The 14,299-nt window shown below is 64.8% G+C and carries 14 protein-coding genes; 4 read left to right on the top strand and 10 right to left on the bottom strand.

From position 1 onward, the window contains the following. Positions 1 to 85: 85 nt before the first annotated feature. The 5 genes from ACKWRH_RS41725 to ACKWRH_RS41705 form a co-directional block, all read right to left on the bottom strand. Complete coding sequence (locus ACKWRH_RS41725) at positions 86 to 766, bottom strand: DUF2270 domain-containing protein (protein WP_445218280.1); 681 nt, start codon at positions 764 to 766, stop codon at positions 86 to 88. A 79-nt stretch (positions 767 to 845) separates the two neighbouring features. Continuing rightward, on the bottom strand, positions 846 to 1,304 hold the full coding sequence (locus ACKWRH_RS41720) for a DUF3237 domain-containing protein (protein ID WP_445218279.1): 459 nt from the start codon (positions 1,302 to 1,304) through the stop codon (positions 846 to 848). 210 nt (positions 1,305 to 1,514) lie between these two features. Beyond that, positions 1,515 to 2,834, bottom strand: a complete 1,320-nt coding sequence (locus ACKWRH_RS41715) for a TRAP transporter large permease (protein ID WP_028151951.1) — start codon at positions 2,832 to 2,834, stop codon at positions 1,515 to 1,517. 2 nt (positions 2,835 to 2,836) lie between these two features. After that, the gene (locus ACKWRH_RS41710; protein ID WP_014498282.1) at positions 2,837 to 3,346 is read right to left on the bottom strand and encodes a TRAP transporter small permease; all 510 of its coding nucleotides are present in this window, start codon (positions 3,344 to 3,346) and stop codon (positions 2,837 to 2,839) included. Positions 3,347 to 3,571: 225 nt separating this feature from the next. Beyond that, entirely contained in the window at positions 3,572 to 4,588 is a 1,017-nt protein-coding gene (locus ACKWRH_RS41705) for a TRAP transporter substrate-binding protein (protein WP_445218278.1), read from the bottom strand. A gap of 260 nt (positions 4,589 to 4,848) precedes the next feature. Here ACKWRH_RS41705 and pobA point away from each other — a divergent pair, with 260 nt between their 5' ends. Beyond that, positions 4,849 to 6,018 (top strand): 4-hydroxybenzoate 3-monooxygenase, encoded by a 1,170-nt coding sequence (gene pobA / locus ACKWRH_RS41700; RefSeq protein ID WP_445218277.1) that lies wholly within the window; start codon positions 4,849 to 4,851, stop codon positions 6,016 to 6,018. Positions 6,019 to 6,345: 327 nt separating this feature from the next. After that, positions 6,346 to 6,765 carry a PaaI family thioesterase gene (locus ACKWRH_RS41695; protein ID WP_354175973.1) on the top strand — a complete coding sequence of 140 codons (420 nt, stop codon included), beginning with the start codon at positions 6,346 to 6,348 and terminating at the stop codon, positions 6,763 to 6,765. A 116-nt stretch (positions 6,766 to 6,881) separates the two neighbouring features. Here ACKWRH_RS41695 and ACKWRH_RS41690 read toward each other — a convergent pair whose 3' ends face one another. Then, positions 6,882 to 7,766, bottom strand: a complete 885-nt coding sequence (locus tag ACKWRH_RS41690; protein WP_445218276.1) for a LysR family transcriptional regulator — start codon at positions 7,764 to 7,766, stop codon at positions 6,882 to 6,884. Positions 7,767 to 7,886: 120 nt separating this feature from the next. Here ACKWRH_RS41690 and ACKWRH_RS41685 point away from each other — a divergent pair, with 120 nt between their 5' ends. Next, positions 7,887 to 8,513, top strand: a complete 627-nt coding sequence (locus ACKWRH_RS41685) for a pyridoxamine 5'-phosphate oxidase family protein (protein WP_445218275.1) — start codon at positions 7,887 to 7,889, stop codon at positions 8,511 to 8,513. 211 nt (positions 8,514 to 8,724) lie between these two features. On the opposite strand, the gene ACKWRH_RS41680 is transcribed toward ACKWRH_RS41685, so the two are convergent. The 3 genes from ACKWRH_RS41680 to ACKWRH_RS41670 are packed head-to-tail and all read right to left on the bottom strand — an operon-like array spanning position 8,725 to position 12,268. Then, the gene (locus ACKWRH_RS41680) at positions 8,725 to 9,456 is read right to left on the bottom strand and encodes an ABC transporter ATP-binding protein (RefSeq protein WP_282519957.1); all 732 of its coding nucleotides are present in this window, start codon (positions 9,454 to 9,456) and stop codon (positions 8,725 to 8,727) included. Then, entirely contained in the window at positions 9,453 to 11,222 is a 1,770-nt protein-coding gene (locus ACKWRH_RS41675) for a branched-chain amino acid ABC transporter ATP-binding protein/permease (protein ID WP_445218274.1), read from the bottom strand. The genes ACKWRH_RS41680 and ACKWRH_RS41675 overlap by 4 nt, the downstream gene beginning before the upstream one ends. Before the next feature lie 5 nt (positions 11,223 to 11,227). Then, positions 11,228 to 12,268 carry a branched-chain amino acid ABC transporter permease gene (locus tag ACKWRH_RS41670; protein WP_445218273.1) on the bottom strand — a complete coding sequence of 347 codons (1,041 nt, stop codon included), beginning with the start codon at positions 12,266 to 12,268 and terminating at the stop codon, positions 11,228 to 11,230. Positions 12,269 to 12,443: 175 nt separating this feature from the next. Here ACKWRH_RS41670 and ACKWRH_RS41665 point away from each other — a divergent pair, with 175 nt between their 5' ends. Beyond that, positions 12,444 to 12,965 carry a MarR family winged helix-turn-helix transcriptional regulator gene (locus tag ACKWRH_RS41665; RefSeq protein WP_445218272.1) on the top strand — a complete coding sequence of 174 codons (522 nt, stop codon included), beginning with the start codon at positions 12,444 to 12,446 and terminating at the stop codon, positions 12,963 to 12,965. Between the two features lie 36 nt (positions 12,966 to 13,001). Here the strand turns inward: ACKWRH_RS41665 and ACKWRH_RS41660 are convergent, their stop codons facing one another. Next, entirely contained in the window at positions 13,002 to 14,285 is a 1,284-nt protein-coding gene (locus ACKWRH_RS41660) for a glycerate kinase type-2 family protein (protein ID WP_445218271.1), read from the bottom strand. Between the last annotated feature and the right edge of the window lie 14 nt (positions 14,286 to 14,299).

Genomic DNA, 14,299 nt, shown 5'->3' with positions numbered 1-14,299 from the left:
GGAGTCAAGGAGGGGAGCCCTCCCAGGCGGCGGGGCAGCTACGCTCCCCTCGGCTCCCCCAGGAACGGGTAACCGCTCGCTGTCATCAGCCCATCGCGACCTGGTCGCCCTTGACCCCGTGCTCGCGTTGGTCGAGCCACATCGTGCCGAGCGCGAACGCCAGCCACCCGAAATTGTAGGCAAAGCCCATGATCAGGATGACCCAGCCGGGAATCGGTCCGACCGCAGCGCGATCGATAAGTTCCGTCAAGGTCACCGCGGGCGTAGGATGGATTGCAATCTTGCCGTAATAGGCGGTCGCCTGGATGGCGAGAATCCAAACGTAGTTCCGACGCAACCGCCGTCCCGCAGCGCGGACAAGTGAGATGTGGTGGCGGGGTGCAGTGTAGTCGCGCGCCAGGATAGCCTTCCAGCTGTCGTCGTGCGCTTCACCGGTGAAAATTGGCGCATAGAAATTCTTCTCCAGCCAACGAGCCCGGGCACGCCAGACATTGAAATAGCGATAACGCCGCGCCTCCATCCCGAGGAACACGGCAAGGAGTAGTCCGACGAGTACGAGTGGCAGAGGCGAAGCCTCTGGGCTCGAAAAGGTCGTCGACAGCGCGATGCCCATCGTGACGATCGACCAATTGGTCGTGTTGTCGAGCCGCGTTCGCCAGATCGTCGAGCGATAGACCTCGCCGCGGTAGAGATGAGCGATGGCGCCCATTTCGGCGGAATCGAAGGTATGTTGGGGGCTTGGTTCGCTGGAAGCCATAAGGGACATGGTGGGACTCCCGTGGTCTGCACAACTTTGCGCAGATCACATCCTGAACCAGGTCCGCCCCCGGGCAAAGACAGATTCCTCACATCACCTGGTGCACGTCGATCACCACCCGGTCCGCATGGCGTGCGGCTGAGGCCACAAAGATGTGCTCCATCAGCCAGCGATATTTTTCGTGCCCCGTCTCGAACTTCGGGACCGTGCGGAAATAAATCAATTTCGGATCGACCGGCTCGCCGCGCTTGAGCTTTTGCAGCAGCTCGACCGGGCCGAAGCGCATGCCCTTGTTCTCGACGTAGACGATCGCGCCGTCATCGGTCTCGAAGGCGTATTTCGCCTCGAGATCGATCAGCTCATTGGGGCGGATGGTCTGGAAGTCGGCGCCGAACGGCAGCACCTTGCCCGTGATCGCGCCCGTCACCTCGCCGCCGATGATCGGAATGATGCGGCGGACGCCGATGCCGGTCTCGCCGGCGGTGACGACGTCGCCGATCTCAGCGGTGATGGTGAAGACGTATTTGGTCTCGAGGGTGGGATTCATCTATCACCTCCTATGTCAGCGACGTGCTGTCTTCCCTTCTCCCCTTGTGGGAGAAGGTGGCGCGAAGCGCCGGATGAGGGGTTGTCTCCGCGAATTCAACTGCGGGCTTGCGTGCGGAGAGAGACCCCTCACCCGTCTCGCCGCGATCGCGGCGAGCCACCCTCTCACAAGGGGAGAGGGGAAGACAGCTCGCCGCTCTATCACGCACATCTAATGCGCCATCATCCGTGTCGGCAGCCAGGTCGCCAGCAGCGGGAACGCGATCAAAATCACCAGCCGCACCAAATCCGTCGCCACGAACGGGATCACGCCCTTGAAGATCGTGGAGAAGGAGACGTCCTTCACCACGCTCTTGATGACGAAGACGTTCATCCCGACCGGTGGATGGATCAGGCCGAGCTCGACGGTCATCACGATGATGACGCCGAACCAGATCGGATCAAACCCGAGATGCGTGATGACGGGAAAGATGATCGGCACGGTGAGGATGATCATCGCCATGGCGTCCATCAGGCAGCCGAGCACGAGATACATCACCATGATCAGCGCCAGCACGCCGTAGGGGCCGAGGCCGAGACCGGTGAGGAATTCGGTGACCTTCTGCGGCGTCTGTGTCACCGTGAGGAAGTAGCCGAAGATCAGCGCGCCGATCAGCACCGTGAACACGGCGGCCGCGGTGCGCGTCGCCTGCAGCAGCGAGGCCAAGATCTTCTCGCGGTCGAGCCGCCCCGTGACCACGCCGATGATGAAGGCGCCCGCGGCGCCGACGCCGCCGGCCTCCGTCGGCGTGAAGCGTGGCAGGAACGGCAGGCCGTAGAGGCCGCCGATCACGAACACGAACAACAGCACCGGCGCCCAGATGTCCTTCAGGCCCGCAAAGCGCTCGCGCCACGGCAGCACCTTGCCCTTGGGCAGGAAGTCCGGGCGGAAATGACCGATCAGGAAGATCGTGATCATGTACATGGTCATCGCCAGGAGGCCCGGAATGATGCCGGCAATGAAAAGCTTTCCGATGTCCTGCTCGGTGATGATGCCGTAGACCGCGAGCACGGTGGACGGCGGCAGCATCGCGCCCAGCGTGCCGCCGGCGGCGATCACGCCGGTGGCGAACGACTGCGGATAGCCGAAGCGGCGCATCTCGGGGTAGGCGACGGCGGAGAAGGTCGCGGCGGTCGCGACGGAGGAGCCGCAGATCGCGGCAAAGCCGCCGCAGGCGCCGACGGTGGCGATGCCGAGCCCGCCGCGCAGATGCCCGACAAAGCCGTTGGCGGCGCGGAACAGCTCGCGGCTCATGCCGGAATTGCTGACGAAGGACCCCATCAGCAGGAACATCGGGATGACGCCGAACGTGTAGTCGGTGACCGTGCGCATCGAGGTCTGGCCGACCAGCTTCAGCGCCGCCGTCCCGTTGACGAGATAAGCGAAGCCGGACACGCCGACGAGGCCCATGGCCATGCCGACGGGCACGCGCAGCAGCATCAGGACGAACAGGGAAACGAAGCCGATTAAGGCGACGGCATCGGTGCTCATGATTACTCCGTCGCCTTCAATTTGGGATCGTGCATGTCTTCGGGATGGAAGATCAATCGGTAGGTGCGGATCGCGATCAGCAGCACGGCCGCGGCATCACCGATCCACGCGACCGCGAAGAACGGCCAGGTCGGCATGTGCATGTCGAAGGTCTGGACGTTGTCGTTGTAGGTGCCGCGCACCTTGTCGAACAGCGTCCAGGTCTGCACGGTGACGACGAACAGCAGCACCAGGGTTGCGAACACGTCGATCCAGCGCTGATAGCGCGGCCCGACATTGCCCCAGACGAGATCAACCGTGATGTGGGTGCCGCGATAGGACGTCGCGGCGATGCCCCAGAAGATGAGGATACCGAGCAGCATGCGGCCAATATCGAACGAATCGGGGATCGAGTAGTTCAGCGTGTTGCGCAGCAGTACCGACAGGAAGATGTCGAGCGCGACGATGCCGACGAAGCCGGCCGCGATCCATTCGATCGTGTCGATGATGCGGTCCATCCAGGAGCGCTTCATGGGGGGTGTCACGTCGTGTGCTGTCATTGTTTGATCTCGGTCTCGCCGCGCACTTCACCTCGCCCCGCTTGCGGGGAGAAGTCGAATTCGAGCGTCGCTCGAATTCAGGTGAGGGGGACTCTTCGCGAATCGAGCTGTCACCGTCTCTGCGGAAGCTGCCCCTCACCCCAACCTCTCCCCGTAAGGACGGGGAGAGGGGGAGGAGAGACCGATCGCGTCGCGGCGCTACTCCGCCAGCGCGTTGTACTTCTTCAGCGACGCCTTCAGATCCGCGAGCGCGGCGTCGGGATCGGCGCCGGCCTTCTTGGCGCCTTCGCCCCAGGTCTTGACCAGCGGATCGGCAGCCTTCTTCCAGGCGGCGGTCTGCTCCGGCGTCAGCTTGTAGACCTCGTGGCCTGCTTCCGCCTTCACCTTGTCAACGCCGGCGTCCTCGAACTTGCCCCAGTGCTCGCCGACCACGCCGGCCATCTCGGTCGAGCAGTTCTTGTCGATCGCGGCCTTCTGCTTGTCGGACATCGCGTTGTACTTGTCCTTGTTGATCACGAACACGAAGGTCGTGGTGTAGAGCGGCGCCTCCATGTCGTACTTGGTCACCTTGTCGATGCCGAACAGCACCAGGGAGCCCCAGGGGAAGGTGACGCCGTCGGCGACGCCGCGCTCGATGATGTCGCGCACTTCGGGCGCGGAGGACTGCACATTGGTGCCGCCGAGCGAGGTGACGAAATTCGCCATGGTGGCGTGCGCGGGGCGGATCTTCAGGCCCTTCACGTCCTCGGGCAGCACGATCTTCTTGGTCTTGGAATGGAAGGAGGAGGGCGAGTGGACGAAGGCGAGGCAGTATTTGACGTCCTTCATCTCCTTCTCCGCATATTTGCGGTACCAGGCGTCCAGGCCCATCGAGCCGCCCTTGGCATCCGAGATCAGGAACGGCAATTCGCCGGCGCCGACGATCGGGAAGCGGCCGGGCTGATAGCCGGGATTGACATAGGTGACGTCGGCGATGCCGTCGCGTGCCATGTCGTAATGGTCGAACGCCTTGCCGAGCTGCTGGGCGGGAAACACCTTGCCGGTGATGGTGCCGCCGGAATCCTTGTTCACTGCGGCCACCCAGTCTTCCAGCGACTTCTGCAGCGGGTGCGACGCCGGCACCCAGTGCGAGACTTTCAGGTCGAAGGTCTTGTCCTGCGCGAACGCGGGGCTCACGCTTGCTGCCAGCAGCAACGCCAGACAGGCTTTCCTCATCGGTCGTCTCTCCCTGTTTCGACGGCGGGCTTCAATGGCCCGGTCTCGTTAATTAACATGTTATCTAATTGGCCGGCGCGTTCAAGCCGGAACTGGCGCGGCGCGCCGCCGCGTCATCTACGTCAGCCATGTTGCATGGATTTGTCGCTGCTCGGGCTCACTCCCCTTTTGCCCAACGATTATATGATATAATTATCTTGCGCGGACCGACGCGACAAGCGAGCCGCGGCGAAAACCTACAGGATCGGGAGGAGCAAGTATTGCGGACAAAAGTCGCAATCATCGGGGCCGGGCCGGCCGGATTGTTGCTTGGGCAACTGCTGCACCAATACGGCATCGACAATGTGATTGTGGAGCGGCAGAGCCCGGACTACGTGCTCGGCCGCATCCGTGCCGGCCTCCTCGAGGAGGGAACCGTCGCGCTGCTCGACCAGATCGGCGCCAGCGCGCGGGCGCATGCCGAAGGCCTGGTGCATGAAGGCATCGAGCTCGCCTTTTCCGGCCGCCGTCACCGCATCGACATGAAGGCCGCGACCGGCAAGACGGTCATGATCTATGGCCAGACCGAGGTCACGCTCGACCTGATGAATGCGCGCAGGGCCGCGGGTCTCACCTCGGTCTACGAGGCCAAGGACGTGCAGCCGCATGATTTCGACGGCAGTCGGCCGCGCGTCAGCTATGTCAAGGACGGGGTCACCCACACGATCGATTGCGACTTCATCGCCGGCTGCGATGGCTTTCACGGCGTCAGCCGGGCCAGCGTCCCGGCCACGGCGATAGAGGAGTTCGAGCGGATCTACCCGTTCGGCTGGCTCGGCATCCTCTCGGAGACGCCGCCGGTCAGCCACGAACTGATCTATTCCAACCACGCCCGCGGCTTCGCGCTCTGCACCATGCGCTCGACCAAGCGCAGCCGCTACTATGTGCAGTGCGCGCTCGACGACCATGTCGACCAATGGCCGGACGACCGGTTCTGGGACGAATTGAAGCGCCGGCTCGACCAGGAGGCGGCCGACAGTCTGGTCACGGGCCCCTCGATCGAGAAGAGCATTGCGCCGCTGCGCAGCTTCGTCGCCGAGCCGATGCGGTTCGGCACGATGTTCCTGTGCGGCGACGCCGCGCACATCGTGCCGCCGACCGGCGCGAAGGGGCTGAACTTAGCTGCCAGCGATGCGCATTATCTGTCGAACGCACTCCGCGAATTCTACGACGAGAAATCGAACGCCGGCATCGACGCCTATTCCGCCACGGCGCTGGCGCGGGTCTGGAAAGCGGTGCGCTTCTCCTGGTGGATGACCTCGATGCTGCACAAATTCCCCGACACCGGTACCATCGGCGGGCGCATCCAGCTCGCCGAGCTCGACTACGTCACGCAGTCGCAGGCCGCGATGACGTCGCTGTCGGAGAACTATGTGGGGCTGCCGTTTTAGGACGGCATTGACGGTGCCGTAGGGTGGATTAGCGTAGCGTAATCCACCGCCTTGGTCTCCGTGGAAACAGAAGCGGTGGATTACGCCTACGGCTAACCCACCCTACGGCCTCGCGTGCTCTCTCCATATCGTCATTGCGAGCGAAGCGAAGCAATCCAGACTGTTTCCGCGGAGAAAGTCTGGATTGCTTCGTCGCTTCGCTCCTCGCAATGACGGGAGTGCCCATTTCAAACACCTGCGCAAATTCCGTTTAAAACTTTGTAGGCGGTGAAACTGTCATCCACATCGCGTTCAATGGCGGCGACCCCACCTCGATGTGAGATAGTTATGACCGACACCGACATCCCCGACGGCTTCGAGCCGCTTTCCCGCAAGAGTCCGCTTACCGAGCCGTGGGAGCCGCTCTACGCCAAGAAAACCGACAAGGCCGTGATCATCGGCCTGCGTCTCGCCAGGCCGCACACCAACGGCCGCGGTCTGATCCATGGCGGCCTCATCGCCGCGCTCGCGGACAACGCCATGGGCTATAGCTGCGCGCAGATGACGAACTGGACCACCTCGTTCGTCACGATCTCGCTCACGGTCGATTTCGTCGGCTCCGCCGAGATCGGCCAGTGGCTCGCGATCGAGAGCGACGTGATCAGGACCGGCAAGACGATCTGTTTCGCGCAGAGTCTCGCAAAGGCCGACGACGCCGTGATTGCGCGCGCCAGCGGGACGTTCCGCGTGGTACCGAAGAAGGGGTGAGCCTCCGCCCTTTCCGTCGTCATGCCCGGGCCTGTCCCGACCATCCACGTTCTGACTTTCCGTGTCAAAGAACGTGGATGGCCGGGACAAGCCCGGCCATGACGGAGAGAGGCGAGTTACCCAAACCTCCACTCCGCCATCTCCACCACGAGATCGATGAATGCGCGCACCTTGGCCGAGAGCAGGCGCGAGGTCGGATAGACGATGTGGATCGGCAGCGACGGCTGCTCGTATTTCGCCAGCACGATTTTCAGCCGCCCGCGCTTCAGGCCCTCCGCGGCCTGATAGGCCAGCACGCGCGTCACGCCGCCGCCGGCTTCGGCATATTGCAGGGCGGCGTCGGCGCTGTTGCTGGTGAAGCGCGGGTTGACCGTGACCTCGATGTCGCGGCCGTCCTGCACGAAGCGCCAGCTCGCGGACGGGCCGAACGCGATGGTCTGGTGTTCGAGCAGCGCCTCCGGCGTCTTCGGCTCGCCATGGCGCTTCAGATAGCCCGGCGTCGCCACCACGATCCGCCGCATCTCGCCGACCTGGCGCGCGACGAGGGAGGAGTCGGCGAGATGGCCGATGCGGACGGCGGCGTCGACGGCATCCTCGACGAGGTTGACGAGATGGTCCGATAGCCTGAGTTCGCAGGCGACCTCGGGATAGCGCTTGAGGTAATCGGTCATCACCGGCCCGACATGGAGCCGGCCGAAGCCGATCGGCGCCGACACCACGAGACGCCCGCTCGGCCGGTTGCGTTCCTCCCGCGCGGAGCCGTCGGCCTCCTCGACATCGGCGAGGATACGCCGCGCGCGCTCCAGATAGCGCGTGCCGACATCGGTCAATCTCACCTGCCGGGTGGTGCGTTGCAGCAACCGCGCGCCGAGATGCTCCTCCAGCGCCGCGATCAGCCGCGTCACGGCCGAAGGGGACAGCTGCAGCTTGCGTGCTGCCGGCGCAAAGCCGCGCAGATCGGCGACGGTGACGAAGACGTGCATGGCTTCGAGGCGGTCCATGATATTATTGCATATAATGCAATGATGAAGTGTCAAGCCGCCAGATTGTTTTGGTCGCCGGAAGGGCCAACTTAGACCCCGAAAGACGCAGGATGCGCCGGGATTTCAGGAGATGTTCCGATGACGGCAGCTCACACCTACGCCAGCGACGTGGCGTTCACGCCGGCGGTGAAATCGATCCAGACCCGAAAGGGATCACGTGAAGGCTATGCCCATGCCGAGCAGCGCGGCTGGCGCACCGAGGTCGATGAGAACCTCGCGGCGTTCCTGGCCGACGCCAACAGCTTTTATTTCGCCACCGCCTCCGGCGATGGCCAGCCCTACATCCAGCACCGCGGCGGCCCGAAGGGGTTTTTGAAGGTGCTGGACAAGCAGACGCTGGCTTTCACGGACTACGCCGGCAACCGGCAATACATCACGCAGGGAAACCTGTCCGAGAATCCCAAGGCCTATATCTTCGTGATGGACTACGCCCATCGCCGCCGCGTCAAGATCTGGGGCGAAGCGCGCGTCGTCGAGGACGATGAGGCGCTGACGACGTCGCTGATGCCCAAGGGGTACCGCGCACGCCCGGAGCAGGTGATCCTGTTCAAGATCGCAGCGTGGGACACCAACTGCCCGCAGCACATTCCGCAGAAGTTCGATGCGCCGGATGTCGCGGCAGTATTGGCGGCGAGGGACCAGCGGATCGCGGAGCTGGAAGCGGAAGTGGCGGCGTTGAAGGGGGCGGCGGCGAAGGCAACCTGATTCATGCCGGATACAGCGCAGGAAAGACGAGGCTTCACCCTCTCCCCTTGCGGGAGAGGGTGGCTCGCGGCGTAGCCGCGAGACGGGTGAGGGGTTTCTCTCCGCAGGCGATGGTCCCACGTCGTCATTCGTGGAGAGAACCCCTCATCCGGCGCGCTTACACGCGCCACCTTCTCCAACGAGGGAGAAGGAAGAGGAGCTCGCCGCGAAATCAGATCACACTCGCGCCTTCGTGCTGGAAGCCGAGATAGCTGGCCGCGACCCGCTCGTTCGCCGCGATATCGCTGGCCTTGCCGCTGAGCACGAACTCGCCGAGCTCCATCACATAGGCCTGGTCCGCGATCTTCAGCGCGGCCTGTGCGTTCTGCTCGACCAGCAGCACGGAGACGCCGCTGGCGCGGAGCTCGGTGACGATGCGGAAGATGTCGGCGACGATGATCGGGGCGAGGCCGAGGCTCGGCTCGTCCAGCATCAAGAGCTTCGGCTCGCCCATCAGCGCGCGGCCCATCGCGAGCATCTGCTGCTCGCCGCCGGAGAGGGTGCCGGCGAGCTGCTTGCGCCGCTCCTTCAGCCGGGGGAACAGCGTGTAGACGCGCTCCATCGAGGCTTTCGCCTTGCTCCGCTCGATGCGGAAGGCCCCCAGCTCGAGATTGTCCTCGACGTTCATGGTCACGAACAATTCGCGGTGCTCGGGGACGAGGCCGAGCCCCATCGCGACGCGGTCCTCGATGTCGAGCCGTGACAGATCCTGCCCAGCGAAGGCGACACGGCCTTTCAGCGGCAAAATGCCCATGATGGCGGAGAGCAGCGTGGTCTTGCCGGCGCCATTGGCGCCGACGATGGTGACGATCTGGTTGGCGCCGACCTCGAGCGAGACCGAGCGCACGGCCTCGACCTTGCCATAGGCGACATGGGCGTCGGCGACGGACAACAGCGCGCTCATGCCGCCACTCCGAGATAGGCCTTGATCACTTCGGGATTGGTCTTGATCGTGGCGGGCGTGCCTTCCGCGATCTTGGTGCCGAAATCGAGCACCACGATGCGGTCGGCGAGGTTCATCACGAAGCCCATGTCGTGCTCGACAAGAAGCACGCTCATGCCGCCGTCGCGCAGCTCGCGGAGCAGCGCGGCAAGGCGCTGCTTCTCCATGTGGCGCAGGCCGGCGGCCGGCTCGTCGAGCAGCAGCAGCATCGGATCGACGCACAGCGCACGCGCGATCTCGACGATGCGCTGCTGGCCCAGCGAGAGCGAGCCTGCGAGCTGATGCATCTGCTCGGCGAGGCCCACGCGCTCGATCTGGCGGGCGGCCTCCGCGAGCAGCCTCGCTTCATCGGCGCGGTCGAGCCGCAGCATCGAGGAGATCGGTCCCGAATGGCCGCGCAGATGCGCGCCGATCGCGACATTCTCCAGCACGGTCATATCAGGGACGAGCTTCACATGCTGAAAGGTGCGGGAGATGCCGAGCTTGACGATCTCCTGCGGAGGCGCCCTGTCGACCTTCTTGCCGAGTACCGAGATCGAGCCTGATGTCGCCGACAGCACGCCGGTGATCAGGTTGAACGTCGTGCTCTTGCCGGCGCCGTTCGGTCCGATCAGCGCGACGATCTCTTTCGCCTGCACGTCGAAGGAGACGTTGTTGACCGCGATCACACCGCCGAACTGCTTTCGCGCCTTCTCGACCTGGAGCAGGACGCCTGACTGGCCGGCCGCGCGGGTGCGCTGCTCGAGTTTCAGCGAGGTGTCCGGCTTCTTGCCGCTGGTTCGCTCGGGCAGGAACGACATCAGCCAAGGCCAGACGCCGCCGGGCGCAAGCTGGAGCAGCGCTACCAGCATGATGCCGAATACGATGGTCTCGACCTGGCCGGAGCCGGGCAGGATCAGGGGCAAATAGCTTTGCAGCACCTCCTTCAGGACCACGACGATCGCCGCGCCCAGCACGCCGCCCCAGACATAGCCGGCGCCGCCGACCACCGCGATGAAGAGATATTCGATGCCGGCCTGCGCGCCGAACGGCGTCGGGTTCACCGCGCGCTGGAGATGCGCGTAGAGCCAGCCGGAGAGGCCGGCGAGCACCGCGGCGTGGATGAACACCAGGAGCTTTGCGCGCGGCGTGTGCACGCCGAACGCTTCGGCCGCGACGTGTCCGCGGCGCAGCGCGCGGATGGCGCGGCCGGTGCGGGAATCCAGCAGGTTCATCGTGAGCAGGGCCGAGAGGATCACGGCAACCCAGATCGCGTAATAGATCGAGCCGGGCGAAAGCATCTTGAACGAGCCGATCGACAGCGGCGGGATCGCCGAGATGCCGTCGTTTCTTCCCAAAAATTCCAGCTTGCTGAAGAGATAGAACAGGCCTAGCCCCCAGGCGAGCGTGCCGAGCGGCAGATAGTGTCCGGAGAGACGGACGGTCACCAGCCCGAGCAGCACCGCCAACGATCCGCTGACCAACAGCGACAGCGGCAAGGTCAGCCATGGTGACAGGCCATAGGCCGTCGACAGCACCGCGGTGGTGTAGGCGCCGAAGCCGACGAAAGCTGCCTGGCCAAACGAGGTCAGGCCGCCGACGCCGGTGAGCAGCACGAGGCCCATCGCGACGAGGGCGGCAAGGCCGATATTGTCGAGCAGCACGATCCAGAACGGCGGCATGCCCGGGAGATGCGGGATCGCCGCCATGAGAAGCGCGAAGACGAGGATGGGAAGCCGGCTCTGCATGCGCGTCAGTCCTTCTCTTCCTCGACCGCGGGCGCGGCGAGCGAGCGCAGCAGCAGCACGGGGATCAGCAGCATGAAGACGATCACTTCCTTGTAGTTGGAGGCGTAGAAGGACGAGAACGCCTCGACGATGCCGACGACCAGCGCCGCGACGGCGGTGAGGGGATAGCTGACGAGGCCGCCGATGATCGCGGCTACGAAACCCTTCAGGCCGATCAGGAACCCGGAGTCGTAGTAGAGCGTCGTGATCGGCACGATCATGATGCCCGACAGCGCGCCGATGACGGAGGCCAGCAGGAAGGCGATCTGCCCTGACAGCGTGGTGCGGATGCCGGCAAGGCGGGCGCCGAGCCGGTTCACGGCGGTCGCGCGCAGCGCCTTGCCGTAGAGCGTCAGCCCGAAGAACAGCCAGAGCCCGATGATGAAGGCGATGGTGATGCCGTAGACGGTGATGCTCTGGCCGGTGAAGCGCAGTGCGCCGGCGGTGAAGGAGCCGGACAGCACGGCAGGTCCGCGCTGGCCTTCGGCGCCGAAGAACAGCAGGCCCAGCCCCTGAAGTGCGAGGTGGACGCCCACCGATGCGATCAGCAGCACCAGCACGGAGGTGTGCGCCAGCGGCTGGAATGCGATGCGGTAGAGATACAGGCCGATCATCGCCACGATCACCAGCGACAGCGCGATGCAGACCGCCACCGGCGGCTTCTGGGCGGCGAAGTAGATGGTCAGCGCCAGCACGATGGCCGGTAGCACGACGTTGGTGATGAGGCTGCGCACGATCAGGCGGCCGTGCAGCGCCTTGCGCGCCACGAACAGGTCGAACACGAAGGCGCCGATGCCCAGCGCCAGCGCGAGCTTTGCCGTGCCCGGCATCTGGCCCGCGGCCAGCGAGGCATAGGTCAGCGCGCCGTAGGTGACGAATTCGCCCTGGGGAATGAGGATGACGCGCGTGACGGCGAACACCAGCACCAGCGCCAGGCCGAGCAGCGCATAGATCGCGCCATTGGTGATGCCGTCCTGTACCAAGAACAGCATGATGGTGGTATTCAAGACCGGACGCTCCCCCTCAAAGATCGGGACCGGGCTCCGCAATTGCGGTGGACGGTCCGCTCACAGCCATTGAAACGCTGACGATATTTGATATGGTCCATAACAATTATCAAATATAACTTCAAGGGTGGGCGGACGACCCGCCCGAATTTAGCGGGATCACGAGCACGAGGCGATGACCGTTTCCAAGACCGCTGAAAAGTCTTCTGAAAAGCCCGGCGACGCGGCCAAGGGCCGCAAGGACGCGGCCGACGCCCAGCCTGAAGCCCTCCAGCTTGGCGAGCTCTCCGAGCAGCTCGGCTACGTGCTGAAGCGGGCGCAGCTCAAGGTGTTCGAGAACTTTTTGCGCTGCATGGCCTCGCTCCAGCTCACGCCGGCGCAGTTCTCCGTGCTGCTGCTGGTCGAGAAGAACCCGGGCCGTAACCAGACCGAGATCGCCTCGACCCTCGGCATCCTGCGCCCGAACTTCGTGGCGATGCTCGACAATCTGGAGAGCCGCGACCTTTGCGCGCGGATCCGCTCCACCAACGACCGCCGCTCGCACATCCTGGTGCTGACCGACAAGGGCAAGGCCGTGCTGACCCGGGCGAAAAAGCTCGTCGCCACCAAGCACGAGTCCCGGCTGAACGAGCTGCTCGGGCAGGCCAATCGCGAAGCCCTGATCGGGATGCTCTCGAAGATCGCGAACGAGTTTTGACTCTTACCCTCCCCTGGAGGGGGAGGGTAAGAAACCTCAATCCACCAAAATCACCCGGATATCGTTCACGTTCGTCAGCGTCGGTCCCGGCATCAGCAGATCGCCGGTCGCCTCGAAGAACGTCGTCGCGTCGTTGCTGTCCAGGTACGCCTGCGGCTGAAGCGCCAGCGCCTTCATCTTCGCGAACGTCGCAGCATCGATCAGCGCGCCGGCGGGATCGGTGGGGTGGCCGGCGCCGCCATCAGCGCCGTCGGTGTCGCCGGCGAGAGCGGAGATGTCAGGCGTGTCCTTCAACAGGCCGGCGAGCGCCAGCGCGTATTCTTGGTTGGGGCCGCCGCGCCCCTGGCCGCGCACGGTGACCGTGAGCTCGCCGCCGGAGAGGATCGCGAGGCGCTTGCCTTGCGCGCGTGCTTGAAGCGCGAGCCTGGCGTGATCGGCGGCGACCTCGCGCGCCTCGCCTTCGAGATCGGCGCCGAGATCGATGGTCTCGTAGCCCGCTTCCTTGGCAAGCCTGACCGCGGCGTCGAGCGATTGCTTGGGCCGCGCGATCAGCTCGAAATGCGCGCGCGCGAAGGCGGCATCACCCGGTTTGGCGCTTTCGTTGGCGGGATCGTCGAGCGCGCGGCGGACGGCGTCGTCGATGGCGAGCCTGTACTTCGCGACGATCGCGCGCGCATCCGCCAGCGTGGTCGGGTCGGGCACGGTCGGGCCGGAAGCAATGGCGGACGGATCGTCGTGCGGCACGTCGGAAATCGCGAGCGTCACGATCTCGGCGGCATTCTTGCCGGCGCGCGCCAGCCGGCCGCCCTTGATCCGCGACAAATGTTTCCTGACCGTGTTCATCTCGCCGATCGGCGCGCCCGAGCGGAGCAGCGCCTTGTTGACCGCCTGTTTCTGCGCGAAGCTGATGCCGTCCACCGGCGCGATCCAGTTCGCCGAGCCGCCGCCGGTGAGCAGCACCAGCAGCAGATCGTCAGGGCCAGCCTCGCCAGCGAGCGCGAGCGTATCGGCGGCGCCCTTCAAACCGGCTTCATCGGGCACGGGGTGACCGGCCTCGACCACGCGGATGCGGCGCGTCGGCACGCCGTAGCCGTGGCGTGTGGTGGCGATGCCGACGAGGCGCTCCGGCGCGAGCTTGAGCGTGTCGAGATAATGCCGCTCGGCGGCCGCGGCCATCGCACCCGCGCCCTTGCCGGCGGCGAGGCAGATCACGCGCCCTTTCGGCGTGGGCCGCAGATGCGGCGCCAGAATCGTGCTGGGATGGGCGGCGGCAACGGCGGCGTCGTAGAGCGCGCGGAGCAGGGGACGTCGGTCGGTCATGACGATGGCCTTCG

The organism is Bradyrhizobium sp. Pa8 (assembly GCF_052588265.1).
Note: the sequence above shows the minus strand (reverse complement) of the source record. Positions and strands in the feature narration are given on the sequence as shown.

Bases quoted from the DNA above. Each gene is read 5' to 3' on its own strand.
- ACKWRH_RS41725 (WP_445218280.1), bottom strand. From the start codon at position 766: ATGTCCCTTATGGCTTCCAGCGAACCAAGCCCCCAACATACCTTCGAT.
- ACKWRH_RS41720 (WP_445218279.1), bottom strand. From the start codon at position 1,304: ATGAATCCCACCCTCGAGACCAAATACGTCTTCACCATCACCGCTGAG.
- ACKWRH_RS41715 (WP_028151951.1), bottom strand. From the start codon at position 2,834: ATGAGCACCGATGCCGTCGCCTTAATCGGCTTCGTTTCCCTGTTCGTC.
- ACKWRH_RS41710 (WP_014498282.1), bottom strand. From the start codon at position 3,346: ATGAAGCGCTCCTGGATGGACCGCATCATCGACACGATCGAATGGATC.
- ACKWRH_RS41705 (WP_445218278.1), bottom strand. From the start codon at position 4,588: ATGAGGAAAGCCTGTCTGGCGTTGCTGCTGGCAGCAAGCGTGAGCCCC.
- ACKWRH_RS41695 (WP_354175973.1), top strand. From the start codon at position 6,346: ATGACCGACACCGACATCCCCGACGGCTTCGAGCCGCTTTCCCGCAAG.
- ACKWRH_RS41690 (WP_445218276.1), bottom strand. From the start codon at position 7,766: ATGGACCGCCTCGAAGCCATGCACGTCTTCGTCACCGTCGCCGATCTG.
- ACKWRH_RS41685 (WP_445218275.1), top strand. From the start codon at position 7,887: ATGACGGCAGCTCACACCTACGCCAGCGACGTGGCGTTCACGCCGGCG.
- ACKWRH_RS41680 (WP_282519957.1), bottom strand. From the start codon at position 9,456: ATGAGCGCGCTGTTGTCCGTCGCCGACGCCCATGTCGCCTATGGCAAG.
- ACKWRH_RS41675 (WP_445218274.1), bottom strand. From the start codon at position 11,222: ATGCAGAGCCGGCTTCCCATCCTCGTCTTCGCGCTTCTCATGGCGGCG.
- ACKWRH_RS41665 (WP_445218272.1), top strand. From the start codon at position 12,444: ATGACCGTTTCCAAGACCGCTGAAAAGTCTTCTGAAAAGCCCGGCGAC.
- ACKWRH_RS41660 (WP_445218271.1), bottom strand. From the start codon at position 14,285: ATGACCGACCGACGTCCCCTGCTCCGCGCGCTCTACGACGCCGCCGTT.